This window comes from Pseudomonas sp. 14P5.3.2 (genome assembly GCF_057799175.1).
In genome coordinates, this window is sequence record NZ_JBYOKU010000020.1 from 95,960 (window position 1) to 110,692 (window position 14,733).

Consider the following 14,733-nt stretch of genomic DNA (forward strand, 5'->3'; position numbering starts at 1 on the left):
CATGAGCCGCAAACAGCAACTGCTCAAGCGTCATCGTCGCAATAAACGCATCACCTTGCTGATCGCCCTGGTCGTGTTGATCGCGCTTGGCGTGCTGGTGAAGTGGTGGTTGCCGCTGGTGCTCGCGGTAATTGGCTGGGTCGCCCATGAGGCGTGGTTTGCCGATCACCTGTTCTACTCGCCGAAAGACGATTACCAATACAGCTTTCCGCCGTTCACACCGCAGCCGAAGGTGCATTTGAGCGGCGAGCAATTGCGTCTGGACGAGGGCGTGATGCTGGTCGACGACGCGACGTTGATCCTCGCGATAAAGGTCAAAAGCACTTGGCTGGGACGTTTTCTCGATCCACGCGTCGAACTGCTTGGCGGGGCGCGTCCTGATGCACAAACCTTCGAGCGCGGGGTCAATGGCCTGCGTTACCTGAACCTCAGCGGTCAGGCCCAAGCCTTGGCGCAAGGTCAGTTGCGCGTGCGCGGGCGCTTCTGCCGGGTGTTCGGCGAGCCGGTGCTGTGGGCGCTGGAGCAGCCGGATTACCGCCGTCAGCGGGTGATGGTGATTGCCCCGCACGCCGACGATGCCGAACTGGCGGCTTATGGCTTGTACAGCCAGGCCGACGAAGCCTGGATCGTCACCCTGACCGCTGGCGAGATCGAAGCCGAACACTATCAACAGATGGGCATGAGCAAGGTCGAGGCGGCACGGCTCAAGGGCCGGTTGCGCGCCTGGGACAGCCTCGCCGTACCGCGTTGGGCCGGTGTACCGCAGGAGCACTGCGTGCAGCTCGGTTACTTCTGTCTGCAACTGGCAGCGATGCAGGCTGCGCCGAATCAGGTGGTGGCTTCGCGCGAAGCGGACTTGAGCGACACGCGACTGTTTCGCCAGTTGAATCCGTTCACCTTGCCCGGCGATGCCGATGGCGCGCCGACCTGGAACAACCTGCTGGCCGACCTGCGTGAAGTGCTGCTGCGCGCACGTCCGGAGGTGATCGTGCTGCCGCACCCGACCCTCGATCCGCATCCCGATCACCTCTGCGCCCAGCAAGCGGTGTTGCAGGCGCTGCACGGTCTCGACTGGCAGCCGACGCTGCTCGGCTACGCCAACCATCTGCATGACAACGACCGTTGGCCGATGGGCAGCACCGGGCAGGGCATCGCTTTGCCGCCGGCCTTCGATTCGGCAGTGCCGATGCAGCCGCTGTGCCTGCCGCTGTCCATCGAGTTGCAACGCGACAAGGCCATGGCGCTGGGCATGATGCATGACTTGCAGCCGCCGGCACCGTTCAAGCGTCGCCTGCGCCGGGTGATCCAGCGCGTGTTAGCCGGTCGGGCCGCGTCGGTATACGGCGAAAACGAATTTTTTCGAAAAGCCGTCAGGCGCCAGGAGTTGTTCTGGCTACTGAAGCACGGTGAGACAGGCGTCCAGCGGGGAGAGTCATGAGTCAACGGTTCAAGGTGTTGCAGCTGCAACCCGACTACAACGTCAAAGCCCATGACTTTGCCGACCTCGCCGAGCAGATCGTCAAGGCATTGCCGAGCGAGCGCTATGAGATCACCGCCGCTTTCCTGCGCGGCAAACCGGGGCCGGGCGAGCCGGTGAGCCGCGCCGACCATTCGGTGTACTTCGAGTTTTCCGACAAGTCGCTCAAGGGCATGCGCCTGCGGGCGATGTGGCAGTTGTACAAGTTCTGTCGCCGGGAAAAGTTCGACGTGGTGATCTGCAATCGCTTCAAACCAGTGAACATGATGCTCGCGCTCAACCGCTGGTTGAAGGTGCCGCTGTGCATTGGCATCTCCCACGGTTTCGGCGAATACGATCGCTTCTACCGGCGTCGGCAGACCCAGCGTCTGATCGATCGGCACTGGCGCTTCGTCGGCGTGTCGCCGGCGGTCAAACAGTACCTGCTCGATTGCGACTGCGGCTTCACCGACCAGAACACTTACGCCATTACCAACGCGATTGATATCGAGCAGGCCGAGGGCTTGCAACACAGCCGCGAAAAAGCTCGCGAGTTGTTGGGGCTCGACCCGAATGTCCGATTGATCGGCGCATTGGGGCGGCTGGTGTCGGTCAAGGGGCACACCTATCTGTTGCAGGCCTTCGCCGCACTGAAGGACAAATACCCGAACACTCAACTGGCAATCATCGGTGCCGGACGCCTGCAAGCGCCGCTGGCGGCCGAGATCGAGCAACTGGGCCTGAGCGGCCGTGCGCACCTGCTGGGTTTCAAGGAAAACGCTCTGCAATACGTGCGTGCGTTCGACATCTGGACCATGCCGTCGCTGGCTGAAGGTCTGGGCCTGGCGTTGCTTGAAGGCATGAGCGGGCACCTGCCGGTGATTGCCTCGAACGTGCCGGCGATGTTGCCGCTGATCGAAGGTGCCGGTGGTCTGGCGATCACGCCCAAGGATGTACCGAGTCTGGTCGCCGCGCTGGATAACTATCTCGCGCTGTCGGACGATGAACTCAAGGCCAAGGGCGAACAGGCCTACCGCTATCTGCAGGAACAACACGACATCGAGGTGTTCCGTCAGGAATACCTGGACCTGATCGACTCTGGCCTCGAACAGGCCCGCAAGGAACAGCCGTGAGCGTAGAGAAAGCCTTGAGCGAAGAAAGAGTCATGAGCGAAGCCAACGCTCTCGTCACCGTGATCATCGCCTCGTACAACCATGGTCCGTACATTGAGGAAAGCATCCTCAGCGTCCTCAACCAGAGCTACAAGAACATCGAGTTGCTGGTGGTCGATGACGGCTCGAAGGATGACAGCGTCGAGCGGATCAACGCGTTGCAGGCGCAGTACGGCTTCGATTTTCGCGTGCAGCAGAATCAGGGCCTGACCAACACCCTAAACGGCGCCATCGCCCGTTCGAAGGGCAGCCTGATCGTGCCGTTCGGCTCCGACGACATCATGTACCCGGAGCGTATCGCCACCCAGGTCGCGTACATGGATGGCAAACCCGAGGTCGGCATCTGCGCCGGCAACATCGAACTGATGCATGCCGATGGCAGCCTCTACCCGGAAAAACGCCAGCGCCGTGATGTGCCGTTCCGGCGCCTCGATTTCGATGACATGTTCCTGGAGCGCAAGCCGTATCCGCCGGCACCGACCCTGATGATCCGCCGCGAAGCGCTGGACAAGGTGGGTGGGTTCGATCCGACGATTCGTCTTGAAGACCTGTACATCGAGCTGAAGGTGACCCGCGCCGGTTACTTCATCGACGGCCTGAACGTGGTGATGGCGCGCTACCGCAAGCACGCCACCAACTCGTACAAGAACCATCGCTTCATGATCGAGAACATCCTGCGCACGTACGCGTTGTTCAGTGATCATCCGCTGTACGACGAAGTGCGCTACAAGTCGCTGAACTCGATGTTCCTCAAGACCGCCAACCGCGACCGCAAACTGGCGCGCGAGCTGCTGGCGCAGATTCCGTTCAAGGCGTGGAACAAGAAGACCTGGCGGGGGCTGGGGCGATTGCTGTTTTCACCCCTCGAAAAAGACTGAGCCGCTAGCCGTTCGTGTTCAGCGAGCGGCTTTCTCGGCCAGAGCCTTGTCACCCTTCTGACGCTGACGCAACCACTGCACAAGTTTCTTGCCGGCGGCCATCCCCGGCATTTCGATGTAGAGGAATGTGGTGCTGCTGATGAGAATCAGCAGGCAGGTGCAGACGGCGAGCAGCGGCAGATAGACCCAGGCTTCGCGGGCATCCACATGCAACATCAGCGGCAGGCGTTGCACCAACAGCCAAAGCACGAAGCCGTGCAGTAGATAGGTGCTGTAGCTGATTTCACCCAGCCAGCGGATGCTGCGTGGTTTCAGTGCACCGAACAGATTATTGCCGGACGCCACGATCACGAAGAACAGTGACAGCAAGAACAACGGGGCGGTCTTGAACGCACGGCTGAACGCGGTGAAGGCGATCACCAGCGCCAGCAGGGCGATGACGCTCGCCAAACGGGTGCGGCTCCAGGCCACCAGCTGTGGTCGGCGCACCCAATACGCTGCCGCAATGCCGCCAAGGAAGCTCGCCAGAAAGTGCTTCTTCAGCGAGTGCTCCCAACCGACCACCTGATAAAGCGCGTAAATGCCGATCAGGCACAGCAGCACTTGCAGCCAGCTGCCACGATAGATGAAGACCAGTGCCGCCAGCGGCAACGCCAGGTAGAAGAACACTTCGTAGGCCAGCGTCCACGTGACATTGGATATCAGCATGCCGGAGTGCGGATACTGGTTGATATTCGGTCGGTCGAAGGTCAGCCATCCCAGAGTCTGCTGGAGCAGTTCGGTGACGGGTTCCTTGAGTTGCCAGTTCTGCAGATAAAACACCGTGACGAATACGATCAGCATCAGTGGCAGGTACAGCGGGTACAAGCGGAACACCCGCGAGATCGCGAACGCCTGCCAGTCGTGCTGTCGCCCCTGAGCCAGCAGGCGGCTCCAGAACAGGAACCCGGTGATCATGAAAAACAGCGCGACGCTGCCCTGACCCAGCATCGAGTAGAAGTTGCTCGGCGGAAAGTCGAACACCCCGGTGCGCAGGAAAATCCAGGTAATGATCGAGTGGTGCACGAATACACCAAACGCCAGATAGCCACGCAGTCCATCGATACTCGCGTAGCGGCTTTCGCCCGAGTGCTGCAGGTGGCGGCTGATCTTCGGAACGGCGCGCAGCAACAGTGCGGCCGATACGATGGCTAGCAGATAGGCGGCCAGCGCAATGAGTGGATTGGTTACGTTCATCAGTGAACCCGGGCCGGAGCATCAGCGTTGCCGGCAAGCACTTGCCTGTGCAGATTATCAACAGCGGATTTGGACGCCATCGTGGCGTACCCCTGAAGCAGCGCATCGAAGTGGTCTTCGAACAGCCAGCGCTTGTCGACGGTGTAGCGCTGCATGTGGCGCAAATTGCGCTGACGCAGTGAAACACTGAGCGGCGTAGGGTAGACCCGCAGATCGGCCAGATCAATCAGGCCGAATTCACCGTCCTCCAGCACCAGCACATTGCCCAGGTGCAGAGAACGAAAGTACACGCCCTTCTCGTGCAGTTGCGCCATGAACTTGCCAAAGCGCTCCACCAAGGCCTGACGCACCGCTGGCGCGGTGATGCTCTGCAGCACCTGGCGCAGGGTGTGTCCTGGCAATGGCGCGTAATGCACGGCGCTGCTGCCGTCGTCGAGGCGATACAGATTGAGTACCTGCGGAGTGGGGATGCCCATCTGACGCAACTGTTCGCTGTTGACGGCAAAGCGTTCGGAGTACGGATTGAAGCTGCCGGAGGTGTACCAGCGGCGGCGACGGAACAGCTTGAGAAAGCTGCCATCGCTCAGGCGCAGGACTTTAGGGCCCAGGCCGTCCTCCTCGATCACCTGAGCGTCGACGCTCAGGTGATCGAGGTCAGTCATCGACATTTTTTGCACGGGCATCGTCAGCAGGCGCCGTGCGCGCTGATTGATGCTCAGGGCGGCGATAAGTGCCAGCGGGATCCACAGCAGGAACCAGTGCTCCTTCGGTCGCGAGATGATCCCGCCGCCTTCCGTCAGCCCGGCACCGATGCCGAATATCAACAGGGTCGACGCTACGATCAGCAGCGGTTGTACCCGCTGACGCCAACTGCTCGCCAGTCCCCAGAGGAGGAAGAACAACCAGGGCAGCAAGCCGAAAATGCCGACGTAATAAAGAACACCCAGGACGAAACTGTGTGGCTCTTGAAAGTTGATGCCGATGCCAGGGTCGACACTGAAGTCAGCGCTGTAGCTATGGCCGATCCATGGATGTTCGGCAATCATGTGCAGAACCTTCTGCCAGATTTCCAGCCGGTACGAATCGCCACGTTCCATGATCATTTTCGAGAACAGACTGACCACTGCCACGCCGCTGAGTGCCAGAGCAATCAGCAGGCCCAGCGAGCGCCGGTTCCAGCAGATGAAGCACAGCCACAGAGCCGCCATGGTCAGTGCCACCAGCGGAGTCCTTGAGCCGGTGCCGATGACCGCCATGAACATGATCGCCATCGCTGGCACGCTGAGCCACATCATCCGGCGGCGTTTGCAGGTCATGGTCACGCTCAGCCAGTAAGCGCTGAAAAAACCGAACAGGTGTGAACTGAGCAGCGGATTGTCGAACGCGCCACCGCCAATCAGGCGCATGCCCGGTTCATAGCTGCGGGCGAACTTGAACAGAAAGCCAGTCGTGGCGATCAGGGCCACCAGGGCCGCGGCAAACATCAGCGGCGCGAGTATGTCGCCGCGGTAACGCACCAGCAGGTAACACCCGGCGAACAGTAAAAAGGTATGCAGCGGTGGTTTGAGCATGCCACCGACCGGCTCGTTGTGTGGTCCCCAGCAAAGGCTCAACAAGGCCCAGGCTATGAACAACAGAAGCGCAACAATGATGGGTTCTTGCAGCAACTCCTTGAGTTCGCGCGGACGCAGGCACAGTGCTATTAATGTCGGGATGCTGAACAACCCGTAGAAAAGCTTGTGATGCAGACTTCGTCCCGGCAGGAAAAACAGCGCGCACAAGAGCAGAAAGTAACCGGCGGGAAGTATCCACAGGCTAATGAAATCGAAAACTCGATTGGACGTAGTGCTGAAGCCGCGAAGTTGCATGCTGTGAGATTCAATCCTGAAGTTGATCGACCATTCGAGTGATGGCTATTTGATGCTGAAAAAGATGACTAACAATAGCAGCCTTTCGCCGATTGCCAGAACCCTTGAGAAGCTGTGCTAAAGTCAGCGTCCTTTTTATCGACTTTCGCGTGATATGACCGACTCCAGTCCCGCCGCAAGCCCTTCGAGCTTGAAAATCTACTTCCGCCTGCTCGGCTACGTCCGGCCGTACATCAGTCTGTTTCTGATCAGCATCGTCGGTTTTCTGATTTTCGCTTCGACCCAGCCGATGCTCGGCTACATCCTCAAGTATTTCGTTGACGGTCTGTCCAATCCTGAAGCGGTACTGTTTCCAAGCGTGCCTTACCTGCGTGACCTGCAACTGCTGCAGGCCGTGCCGCTGCTGATCATTCTGATCGCGGCGTGGCAGGGTCTGGGATCTTATCTGGGCAACTATTTTCTGGCCAAGGTTTCTCTTGGCTTGGTTCACGATCTGCGCGTGCAGTTGTTCAACAATCTGCTGGTGCTGCCGAACCGCTATTTCGACAAGCATAACTCCGGCCACCTGATTTCGCGCATTACCTTCAACGTGACCATGGTCACGGGGGCGGCAACAGATGCGATCAAGGTCGTAATCCGTGAAGGCATGACGGTGATCTTCCTGTTTGCCTCGCTGCTGTTCATGAACTGGAAACTGACCCTGGTGATGGTGGCGATCCTGCCGCTGATCGCCGTGATGGTGCGCACTGCGAGCAAGAAATTCCGCAAGCAGAGCAAGAAAATCCAGCTGGCGATGGGTGACGTCACGCACGTGGCCTCGGAAACCATCCAGGGTTATCGTGTGGTCCGCAGCTTCGGCGGCGAAGTCTACGAGGAAAAACGCTTCCTCAAGGCCAGCCAGAGCAACACCGACAAGCAACTGCGCATGACCCGCACCGGTGCCATCTACACGCCGATGCTGCAACTGGTGATCTACACCGCGATGGCCGTGTTGATGTTCCTCGTGCTGTATCTGCGCGGCGATGCTTCGGCCGGTGACATGGTTGCCTACATCACCCTCGCAGGCCTGTTGCCCAAGCCGATTCGTCAATTGTCCGAAGTCAGCTCGACCATCCAGAAAGGCGTGGCCGGTGCCGAGAGCATCTTCGAGCAACTGGATGTCGAGCCGGAAGTCGATACCGGTACCGTCGAGCGCGACTCGGTCACTGGTCGCCTGGATGTGCGCAATCTGAGCTTCACCTATCCTGGCACCGAACGTCAGGTGCTCGACGACATCAGCTTCTCGGTCCAGCCAGGGCAGATGGTGGCGCTGGTCGGTCGTTCGGGCAGCGGCAAGTCGACGCTGGCCAACCTGATTCCACGTTTCTATCACCACGACAAGGGCGAAATCCTGATCGATGGTGTAGAAATCGAACAGTACAAGTTGCTCAATCTGCGGCGGCATATCGCTCAGGTGACCCAGCACGTGACCCTGTTCAGCGACACCGTGGCCAACAACATTGCCTATGGCGATCTGGCCGGTGCGCCGCGTGAGGACATCGAGAAGGCTGCGCGTGATGCCTACGCGATGGACTTCATCTCGCAGTTGCCTGAAGGCCTCGACACCCAGGTCGGCGAGAACGGCGTGCTGCTCTCCGGCGGTCAGCGTCAGCGTCTGGCGATTGCCCGTGCGCTGCTCAAGAACGCACCGGTGCTGATTCTCGACGAGGCCACCTCGGCGCTCGACACTGAATCCGAACGGCACATTCAGGCTGCGCTGGATCAGGTCATGAAGGGGCGCACCACACTGGTGATTGCCCACCGTCTGTCGACCATCGAGAAGGCCGACCTGATTCTGGTCATGGATCAGGGCCGCATCGTCGAGCGCGGCACCCATGAACAGTTGCTGGCGCAAAACGGCTACTACGCGCGCCTCAACGCCATGGGCCTCGATGCCCCGGCCGAAGACATCGCCTGATTCCTGGCCTTGCCCTGAGGGGGCGGATTCGCTCCCTCAGTCATATGTATCCAGAACTTTACTCTTCTTGACCAAACCGGAATAAATCCGGGCACCGCGCTTGTTAAGGTTCCTCAACGAACTTTGACTTCCATCGAGGGGGCTATCCCCGTCGCGCGGGTACTTTCATGCTCCAACGCTTTTTGTGGAAACTGCTGCCCAAGTCGCAACGGTCCTTTCTGCTCGCGCGTTTGTCGGTGGTCGATCGGCAAGTGGTAAACAAGTCGATGTCGGCCAACCTGACTTTTCCAAAGGCTTTCGAGCAACGTTCCTGCCTGTTTATCCATGTCCCCAAATGTGCTGGCAGCAGCGTGTGCGAAGCCATGTTCGATGGTTGGCGGCCAGGACACCTGCCGTTGTATTGGTACGAAGAGCAATTCCCCGAGCAGTTTGCCGCTGCGTTCAAATTCGCGTTTGTTCGAGATCCGCTGGAGCGCGCCTATTCGGCCTACGCTTTTTTGCGCGGGAACGAGTTGGGCAGGCGTGATCAGCAGGCACAGCAACTGGTCAGGCAGTACCGGGATTTCGATGATTTTGTTGCACGCTGGCTACATCCCGAAACAATCACCCGCCAATTGCACTTCGCCGCACAGACGGACTTCCTGACTGATTCGCTGGGCCGTCTGGCACTGGATTTCGTCGGTTATCAGGAGCACCTGGAGCGGGACTTTCAACTGGTCTGCGAGCGATTGGGGATTGGCGGGCAACTGTCCCGCGTCAACTGTTCCCGGCAGCGTCAGTCGACGCCTGCCCGGGACTTCTGTTCTCTACGGACCCGGCGACTGGTTCGACGGGCTTATCAGCGTGACTATGAGTTGCTCGGTTATGAATGAAGCATTGCATGCATCGCTGTCGGCTTCGGCCATCAGTCCCTATGGCCTGGCGCTCTCCAACCAGGCTCGCGCCATGCTCAAGGGCCAAAGGCCCCTTTGCCTGTGGCTGACCGGTTTGTCCGGTGCGGGAAAATCGACGCTGGCCAATGCGCTGGAGTTATCCTTGCACCCGCTCGGGCTGCATACCTTTTTGCTTGACGGCGATAACGTGCGCAACGGCTTGTGTCGGGATCTGGGGATGGGTGATGCGTGCCGTCGGGAAAATATCCGCCGCATGGCAGAAGTGGCGCGCTTGATGGTCGACGCCGGGTTGGTTGTGATCGTGGCGGCGATCTCGCCGTTTCGCGCGGAGCGAGAAGCGGCACGCGCACTGTTCGCCGAGGGGGACTTTATCGAGGTGCATGTCAGTACTTCGTTCGACGTCTGTGCCCGTCGCGACCCGAAGGGTCTGTACCGGGCCGCGCGCGAAGGGCGAATCTCGAACTTCACGGGGATCGACAGCCCTTACGAAGCCCCTCATGCCGCCGAGTGTCGAATCGACACCGAAGATATCGAGTTATCCGCCGCCTGCCGGCAATTGGCTGCTCTTGTGGTCAAAAAACAAGCAAATTAAATAGCTGTTTCATCCTGTTGCAGGCTGCACTCAAGCCTGCGCCAACCCTGTGTTAATATCGCGCCCCTGTTCATTTTGTATGTGGGTTGCTCCATGAAGTTGTCCATGCCGCGATTCGATCAAGCCCCAGTCTTGGTGGTCGGCGATGTCATGCTCGACCGTTACTGGCATGGTGGAACCTCACGGATTTCCCCTGAGGCACCGGTTCCGGTTGTAAAAGTCGAGCAAATCGAAGACCGCCCGGGCGGTGCTGCCAACGTTGCCTTGAACATTGCCGCGCTGGGCGCGCCGGCGTCGCTGGTCGGTGTGACCGGTGATGACGAAGCCGCCGACAGCCTGAGCAACAGTCTCAAAGGCGCGGGTGTGCGTGCCCTGTTCCAGCGCATTGCGCATCAGCCGACCATCGTCAAGCTGCGGGTCATGAGCCGGCACCAGCAATTGCTGCGTATCGATTTCGAAGAACCGTTTGCCACCGATGCGCTGGCCCTGGCCTCGCAGGTCGATGATCTGCTCGAAGGCATCAAGGTGCTGGTGCTGTCGGACTACGGCAAAGGCGCGCTGAAGAATCATCAGGCCTTGATTCAGGCGGCTCGTGCCAAAGGCATTCCGGTGCTGGCCGATCCCAAGGGCAAGGATTTTTCGATCTACCGTGGCGCCAGTCTGATCACGCCGAACCTTAGCGAATTCGAAGCCATCGTCGGCGGTTGCGCCGATGAGCACGAACTGGTGAGCAAGGGCGCGACCCTGATGCACGATCTCGAGCTCGGCGCGCTGCTGGTCACCCGTGGTGAACACGGCATGACCCTGCTGCGCCCGGAGCATCCGGCGCTGCACTTGCCGGCCCGCGCCCGTGAAGTGTTCGACGTGACCGGTGCTGGCGACACAGTGATTTCGACCCTGGCGGCGGCGATTGCTGCCGGTGAAGAATTGCCGCACGCGGTGGCGCTGGCCAACCTGGCGGCCGGCATCGTGGTCGGCAAGCTCGGTACTGCAGCGATCAGCGCCCCGGAACTGCGCCGCGCGATTCAGCGTGAAGAAGGTTCGGAGCGTGGTGTTCTGGGGCTGGAGCAACTGGTGCTGGCAGTGGCCGATGCCCGTGCGCATAACGAGCGCATCGTCTTCACCAACGGCTGCTTCGACATTCTGCATGCCGGTCACGTGACCTACCTCGAACAGGCGCGCGCTCAGGGCGACCGTCTGATCGTGGCGATCAACGATGACGCCTCGGTCAGCCGTCTGAAAGGGCCGGGACGCCCGATCAACAGTGTCGACCGGCGCATGGCGGTACTCGCCGGCCTCGGTGCGGTGGACTGGGTGATCAGCTTCCCGGAAGGCACCCCGGAAAACCTGTTGCGCGAGGTCAAGCCGGATGTGCTGGTCAAGGGCGGTGATTACGGTATCGACCAGGTGGTCGGCGCCGATATCGTCAAGGCTTACGGCGGTACGGTGAAAGTGCTGGGTCTGGTGGAAAACAGCTCGACCACAGCGATCGTGGAAAAAATCCGCGGTAACTGATTCAAGCTAAAAAGATCGCCGCCTGCGACAGCTGCTACATTGGAATGCGTTTCCCTGTAGGAGCTGCCGCAGGCGGCGATCTTTTGCTTTTCAGGAACTGACTTTCTTGCGCGGTACGATCTTCTTCAGCAATTGCCTGGCCTTGCCGCGCAACCGCGCCAGTCCCGTGGGTTTCTCCGGCGGTGTCAGGCCTTGTTGGCGTAACCAGTCCTTCCAGCGAATCCGCTCGTCACGCACCAGCCAGCCATCCTGTCTGGCGAAGCTTTCGGCCAGATACAGACCGCGTGTGCCTGCCGGAGACAGCTGACCTTTCTTCAAGGTATACAGCTCGGCCAGCGGTTCGCCGTCCTGCAACGGCATCAGGTACAGATCGGGGCGCTTGCGGTCCAGTCGCGCGACAAGCTGATCGCCTTCCAGTCGCTCATCGACGTGAAACAGGCTCAAGGATTTGACTTCCTTGGGCACCTCCAGGCGCAAGTCATAGATCAGTTGCAGCGATGCGGTCGGCAGATGCACGTAGGCCCGTGGCCGTTCGAGCAATTGCAGATTGGCGCAGCGCACCGGCCGCGCCGAACCGGATTGCGGCGTCAGGCGAAACGGCAGGGCCTCGCGGTAATGCAGGGCGGACGAGTAGGGCGCGGGTAACCAGGTGTCGTTGAAGCGTCCGCCGAGCCAGCCTTCCGGGGTTTCCAGCAGACACTCTTCGGCGATTTCCTGAATCGCCGTGTGCAACGGGATGTTCAGTTCTTGAGCGGGCACGTAACCGGAAATCAGCTTGAGCACCACATCGCCACGATCCTGCCGACGCTGGCGCACCAGCACCCAGTAATCGCGATTCTGCCAATGCAGGGTCAGGCGCACCGAGACCCCGAGGTTGGCCAGCTCCACCGCGAAGCGCTCGGCATCCGCCACGCTCACCGGTTTGCGCCGTTGCAGGGTCTGGGCGAAATTCAGCGGCATGCCGACGCTCTGATACGTCAGGCCTTCGGGCGTGGCCTCGACGAACAGCGGCAGTGTCTTGAAGTTGCTCGGGTTCTTTCTGATGAGCGTGCGCGGCATGTCGGCTCCTGCTTAAGGCCGCGGGGCGGCGTCAGTGACCACGAAGGACCTGGGCAACGGTCGCAACGTTATGGGCGAGGTGCAGCGGATTGATCGTGCCGACAATAGCACTGGCCACGCCGGGCTGTTGGAACAACAACTCGAAGCTGGCGCGCACCGGATCCACGCCCGGACTCAGGCACACATGGCCGCTGGCCAGGGCTTTTTTCACCAGAATGGCTTTGCCGTGGGCAGCAGCATAGTCAATGACTGCCTTCTCGTTCTGTTCGTTCAGATTGTAGGTGACCATCGCGCAGTCCCCTTGCTCCAGCGCCTTGAGGCCGCCCTCGACCGTTTTGCCGGAGAAGCCGAAGCCGCGAATCTTGCCCTCGGCCTTGAGTGCGGCGAGGGTGGCGTAGACCTCTTCGTGCTCAAGGATGGCCATGTCGTTGCCGTCGGAGTGCACCAGCACCAGGTCGATAAAATCGGTTTCAAGACGTTGCAGGCTGCGCTCGACCGACATCCGTGTGTGTGCGGCGCTGAAGTCATGGCGCGACAGGCCGTCGGCAAACTCTTCGCCGACCTTGCTGACGATCACCCAGTCCTGCCGTTGGCCGCGCAACAGCGGGCCGAGGCGTTCTTCGCTGCGCCCGTAGGCCGGCGCGGTGTCGATCAGGTTGATGCCCAGCCCTTTGGCCTGATTGAGCAGCATGCGTGCCGCGTCATCGTCGGGGATCTGAAAGCCGTTGGGGTATTTCACACCCTGGTCGCGGCCAAGCTTGACCGTGCCCAGGCCCAGCGGTGAAACCATCAGACCGGTGCTGCCCAGTGGACGATGCAGTTCGTGCAGGGTCGCGATGCTCATGGCAACAATTGCTCCCAGGCCGGTACGCCCATCGGTGGTTTTGGCAATGCCGGCAACGGCTCGGTCGGTTGCGGCTGGATGCCGTCGCGCTGCAGTGAGGCAATAACGCGGTCGGCGAAGTCTGGCGCCAGTGCCAGTTTGGTCGGCCAGCCCACCAGCAGGCGACCCTGCTCGGCGAGGAAGGCGTTGTCCGGACGGCTCAAGCCAGTTTGCAGCGGCTCGGCGCGATCCACGCGCAAGGTCGCCCATTGCACCTGGCTCAGGTCGATCCATGGCAGCAACTGGCCGAGTTCTTTCTGCGCGGTGGCGATCTGCTCGGCCGGCTCGCGGGCCACGCCATCGCTTTCGGCAATGTCGCCGCCCAGGTACCAGACCCAGTTGCCATCAGCAGCCGGGTGAGTGGTGACGGTGATGCGCGGCTTGGTGCCACCGCCCAGGCAATGGGCGTACAGCGGCTTCAGGCTCGGGCCCTTGGCGATGATCATGTGCAGCGGCCGACGTTGCATCGCCGGTTGGCTCAGGCCCAGGTCTTCCAGCAATCGGGCGGTACCGGCACCGGCACTGAGGACGATGCGCTGGGCGCGAATCTCGCGGCCGTCGACCTTCAGGCCGACCAGTACACCCGCTTCCAGCAGCGGCTCGATGGTTTGTCCGGCGAGCAGACCGTCACCGGCCAGATCGGCCAGGCGCTGAATCAGGCTTGGCACGTCGACCACCAACTCGGCGAGGCGGTAGACCTTGCCCTTGAAGCGTTTGTCTTGCAGGGCCGGCGGCAGTTGCTCGCCCTTGACCTGATCGACCCGGCCACGCACGGCTTTGCTCGCGAAGAAACTGGTGAGGTTGCCGGCGAGGGTGCCGGGCGACCACAGGTAATGCGCTTCGGACAGCAGGCGCACGCCGGACAGATCCAGCTCGCCGTTGCCGGCCAGCGCTTCACGCCAGCGGCGCGGCATGTCGGCGATGGCTTCCGAGGCACCGGTCAGCGCACCGTGCAACGCATACTTGGCGCCGCCGTGGATGATGCCCTGGGACTTCACACTCTGCCCGCCGCCGAGGCTGGCGCTTTCCACCAGCACGGTCGAAAAACCCTGGCGGCGCAGACGCGCATTCAGCCAGAGGCCGGCGACACCAGCGCCGACAATCAGAACGTCGGTGGAAATAACGGATGGCATGCAGCGACCTCAGTGTTCAAGACGAGGGCGCAGTATACAGACTCGGGAAAGCGGGGGATTTGTCGATGATCAACAGGGCAGATGCAAAACC

Annotated in this window: 12 protein-coding genes; 7 read left to right on the top strand and 5 right to left on the bottom strand. The window is 60.7% G+C overall.

The window, feature by feature from the left end:
• Position 1: 1 nt before the first annotated feature.
• Genes AC27VU_RS17545 through AC27VU_RS17555 form a run of 3 tightly spaced genes read left to right on the top strand, consistent with a single transcriptional unit; the run spans position 2 to position 3,506 of the window.
• Entirely contained in the window at positions 2–1,438 is a 1,437-nt protein-coding gene (locus tag AC27VU_RS17545; RefSeq protein WP_488724547.1) for a PIG-L deacetylase family protein, read from the top strand.
• Positions 1,435–2,589 (top strand): glycosyltransferase family 4 protein, encoded by a 1,155-nt coding sequence (locus AC27VU_RS17550; RefSeq protein WP_139053520.1) that lies wholly within the window; start codon positions 1,435–1,437, stop codon positions 2,587–2,589. The genes AC27VU_RS17545 and AC27VU_RS17550 overlap by 4 nt, the downstream gene beginning before the upstream one ends.
• A gap of 32 nt (positions 2,590–2,621) precedes the next feature.
• Positions 2,622–3,506 carry a glycosyltransferase gene (locus AC27VU_RS17555; RefSeq protein WP_201137056.1) on the top strand — a complete coding sequence of 295 codons (885 nt, stop codon included), beginning with the start codon at positions 2,622–2,624 and terminating at the stop codon, positions 3,504–3,506.
• An 18-nt stretch (positions 3,507–3,524) separates the two neighbouring features.
• Here AC27VU_RS17555 and AC27VU_RS17560 read toward each other — a convergent pair whose 3' ends face one another.
• Together AC27VU_RS17560 and AC27VU_RS17565 are read right to left on the bottom strand one after the other, a co-directional pair.
• On the bottom strand, positions 3,525–4,742 hold the full coding sequence (locus AC27VU_RS17560) for an acyltransferase family protein (protein ID WP_003221033.1): 1,218 nt from the start codon (positions 4,740–4,742) through the stop codon (positions 3,525–3,527).
• Positions 4,742–6,610, bottom strand: coding sequence for a bifunctional O-antigen ligase/aminoglycoside phosphotransferase family protein (locus AC27VU_RS17565; protein WP_003221035.1), 1,869 nt, complete (start codon positions 6,608–6,610; stop codon positions 4,742–4,744). Before AC27VU_RS17565 ends, AC27VU_RS17560 begins: the two co-directional genes overlap by 1 nt.
• Before the next feature lie 154 nt (positions 6,611–6,764).
• Here AC27VU_RS17565 and msbA point away from each other — a divergent pair, with 154 nt between their 5' ends.
• The 4 genes from msbA to hldE all read left to right on the top strand — a co-directional run bounded on the left by msbA (position 6,765) and on the right by hldE (position 11,567).
• Positions 6,765–8,567, top strand: a complete 1,803-nt coding sequence (msbA, locus tag AC27VU_RS17570; RefSeq protein ID WP_003221037.1) for a lipid A export permease/ATP-binding protein MsbA — start codon at positions 6,765–6,767, stop codon at positions 8,565–8,567.
• A 167-nt stretch (positions 8,568–8,734) separates the two neighbouring features.
• Positions 8,735–9,439, top strand: coding sequence for a sulfotransferase family 2 domain-containing protein (locus AC27VU_RS17575; protein ID WP_201135958.1), 705 nt, complete (start codon positions 8,735–8,737; stop codon positions 9,437–9,439).
• Complete coding sequence (cysC, locus tag AC27VU_RS17580) at positions 9,432–10,052, top strand: adenylyl-sulfate kinase (protein WP_400508137.1); 621 nt, start codon at positions 9,432–9,434, stop codon at positions 10,050–10,052. The genes AC27VU_RS17575 and cysC overlap by 8 nt, the downstream gene beginning before the upstream one ends.
• A gap of 93 nt (positions 10,053–10,145) precedes the next feature.
• On the top strand, positions 10,146–11,567 hold the full coding sequence (gene hldE / locus AC27VU_RS17585) for a bifunctional D-glycero-beta-D-manno-heptose-7-phosphate kinase/D-glycero-beta-D-manno-heptose 1-phosphate adenylyltransferase HldE (protein WP_003221042.1): 1,422 nt from the start codon (positions 10,146–10,148) through the stop codon (positions 11,565–11,567).
• A 90-nt stretch (positions 11,568–11,657) separates the two neighbouring features.
• Here hldE and AC27VU_RS17590 read toward each other — a convergent pair whose 3' ends face one another.
• The 3 genes from AC27VU_RS17590 to AC27VU_RS17600 are packed head-to-tail and all read right to left on the bottom strand — an operon-like array spanning position 11,658 to position 14,642.
• Complete coding sequence (locus AC27VU_RS17590; protein ID WP_003221044.1) at positions 11,658–12,626, bottom strand: hypothetical protein; 969 nt, start codon at positions 12,624–12,626, stop codon at positions 11,658–11,660.
• A 31-nt stretch (positions 12,627–12,657) separates the two neighbouring features.
• Positions 12,658–13,470 (bottom strand): aldo/keto reductase, encoded by an 813-nt coding sequence (locus AC27VU_RS17595; protein ID WP_098966906.1) that lies wholly within the window; start codon positions 13,468–13,470, stop codon positions 12,658–12,660.
• Positions 13,467–14,642: an NAD(P)/FAD-dependent oxidoreductase gene (locus tag AC27VU_RS17600; RefSeq protein WP_003221048.1), complete on the bottom strand. Its 1,176-nt coding sequence runs from the start codon at positions 14,640–14,642 to the stop codon at positions 13,467–13,469. The genes AC27VU_RS17595 and AC27VU_RS17600 overlap by 4 nt, the downstream gene beginning before the upstream one ends.
• Positions 14,643–14,733 lie beyond the last annotated feature (91 nt).

Excerpts from the sequence above, each read along its gene's own strand:
- AC27VU_RS17590 (WP_003221044.1), bottom strand. The coding sequence starts at position 12,626 with ATGCCGCGCACGCTCATCAGAAAGAACCCGAGCAACTTCAAGACACTG.
- hldE (WP_003221042.1), top strand. The coding sequence starts at position 10,146 with ATGAAGTTGTCCATGCCGCGATTCGATCAAGCCCCAGTCTTGGTGGTC.
- msbA (WP_003221037.1), top strand. The coding sequence starts at position 6,765 with ATGACCGACTCCAGTCCCGCCGCAAGCCCTTCGAGCTTGAAAATCTAC.
- cysC (WP_400508137.1), top strand. The coding sequence starts at position 9,432 with ATGAATGAAGCATTGCATGCATCGCTGTCGGCTTCGGCCATCAGTCCC.
- AC27VU_RS17555 (WP_201137056.1), top strand. The coding sequence starts at position 2,622 with ATGAGCGAAGCCAACGCTCTCGTCACCGTGATCATCGCCTCGTACAAC.
- AC27VU_RS17550 (WP_139053520.1), top strand. The coding sequence starts at position 1,435 with ATGAGTCAACGGTTCAAGGTGTTGCAGCTGCAACCCGACTACAACGTC.
- AC27VU_RS17545 (WP_488724547.1), top strand. The coding sequence starts at position 2 with ATGAGCCGCAAACAGCAACTGCTCAAGCGTCATCGTCGCAATAAACGC.
- AC27VU_RS17575 (WP_201135958.1), top strand. The coding sequence starts at position 8,735 with ATGCTCCAACGCTTTTTGTGGAAACTGCTGCCCAAGTCGCAACGGTCC.
- AC27VU_RS17565 (WP_003221035.1), bottom strand. The coding sequence starts at position 6,610 with ATGCAACTTCGCGGCTTCAGCACTACGTCCAATCGAGTTTTCGATTTC.
- AC27VU_RS17560 (WP_003221033.1), bottom strand. The coding sequence starts at position 4,742 with ATGAACGTAACCAATCCACTCATTGCGCTGGCCGCCTATCTGCTAGCC.
- AC27VU_RS17595 (WP_098966906.1), bottom strand. The coding sequence starts at position 13,470 with ATGAGCATCGCGACCCTGCACGAACTGCATCGTCCACTGGGCAGCACC.
- AC27VU_RS17600 (WP_003221048.1), bottom strand. The coding sequence starts at position 14,642 with ATGCCATCCGTTATTTCCACCGACGTTCTGATTGTCGGCGCTGGTGTC.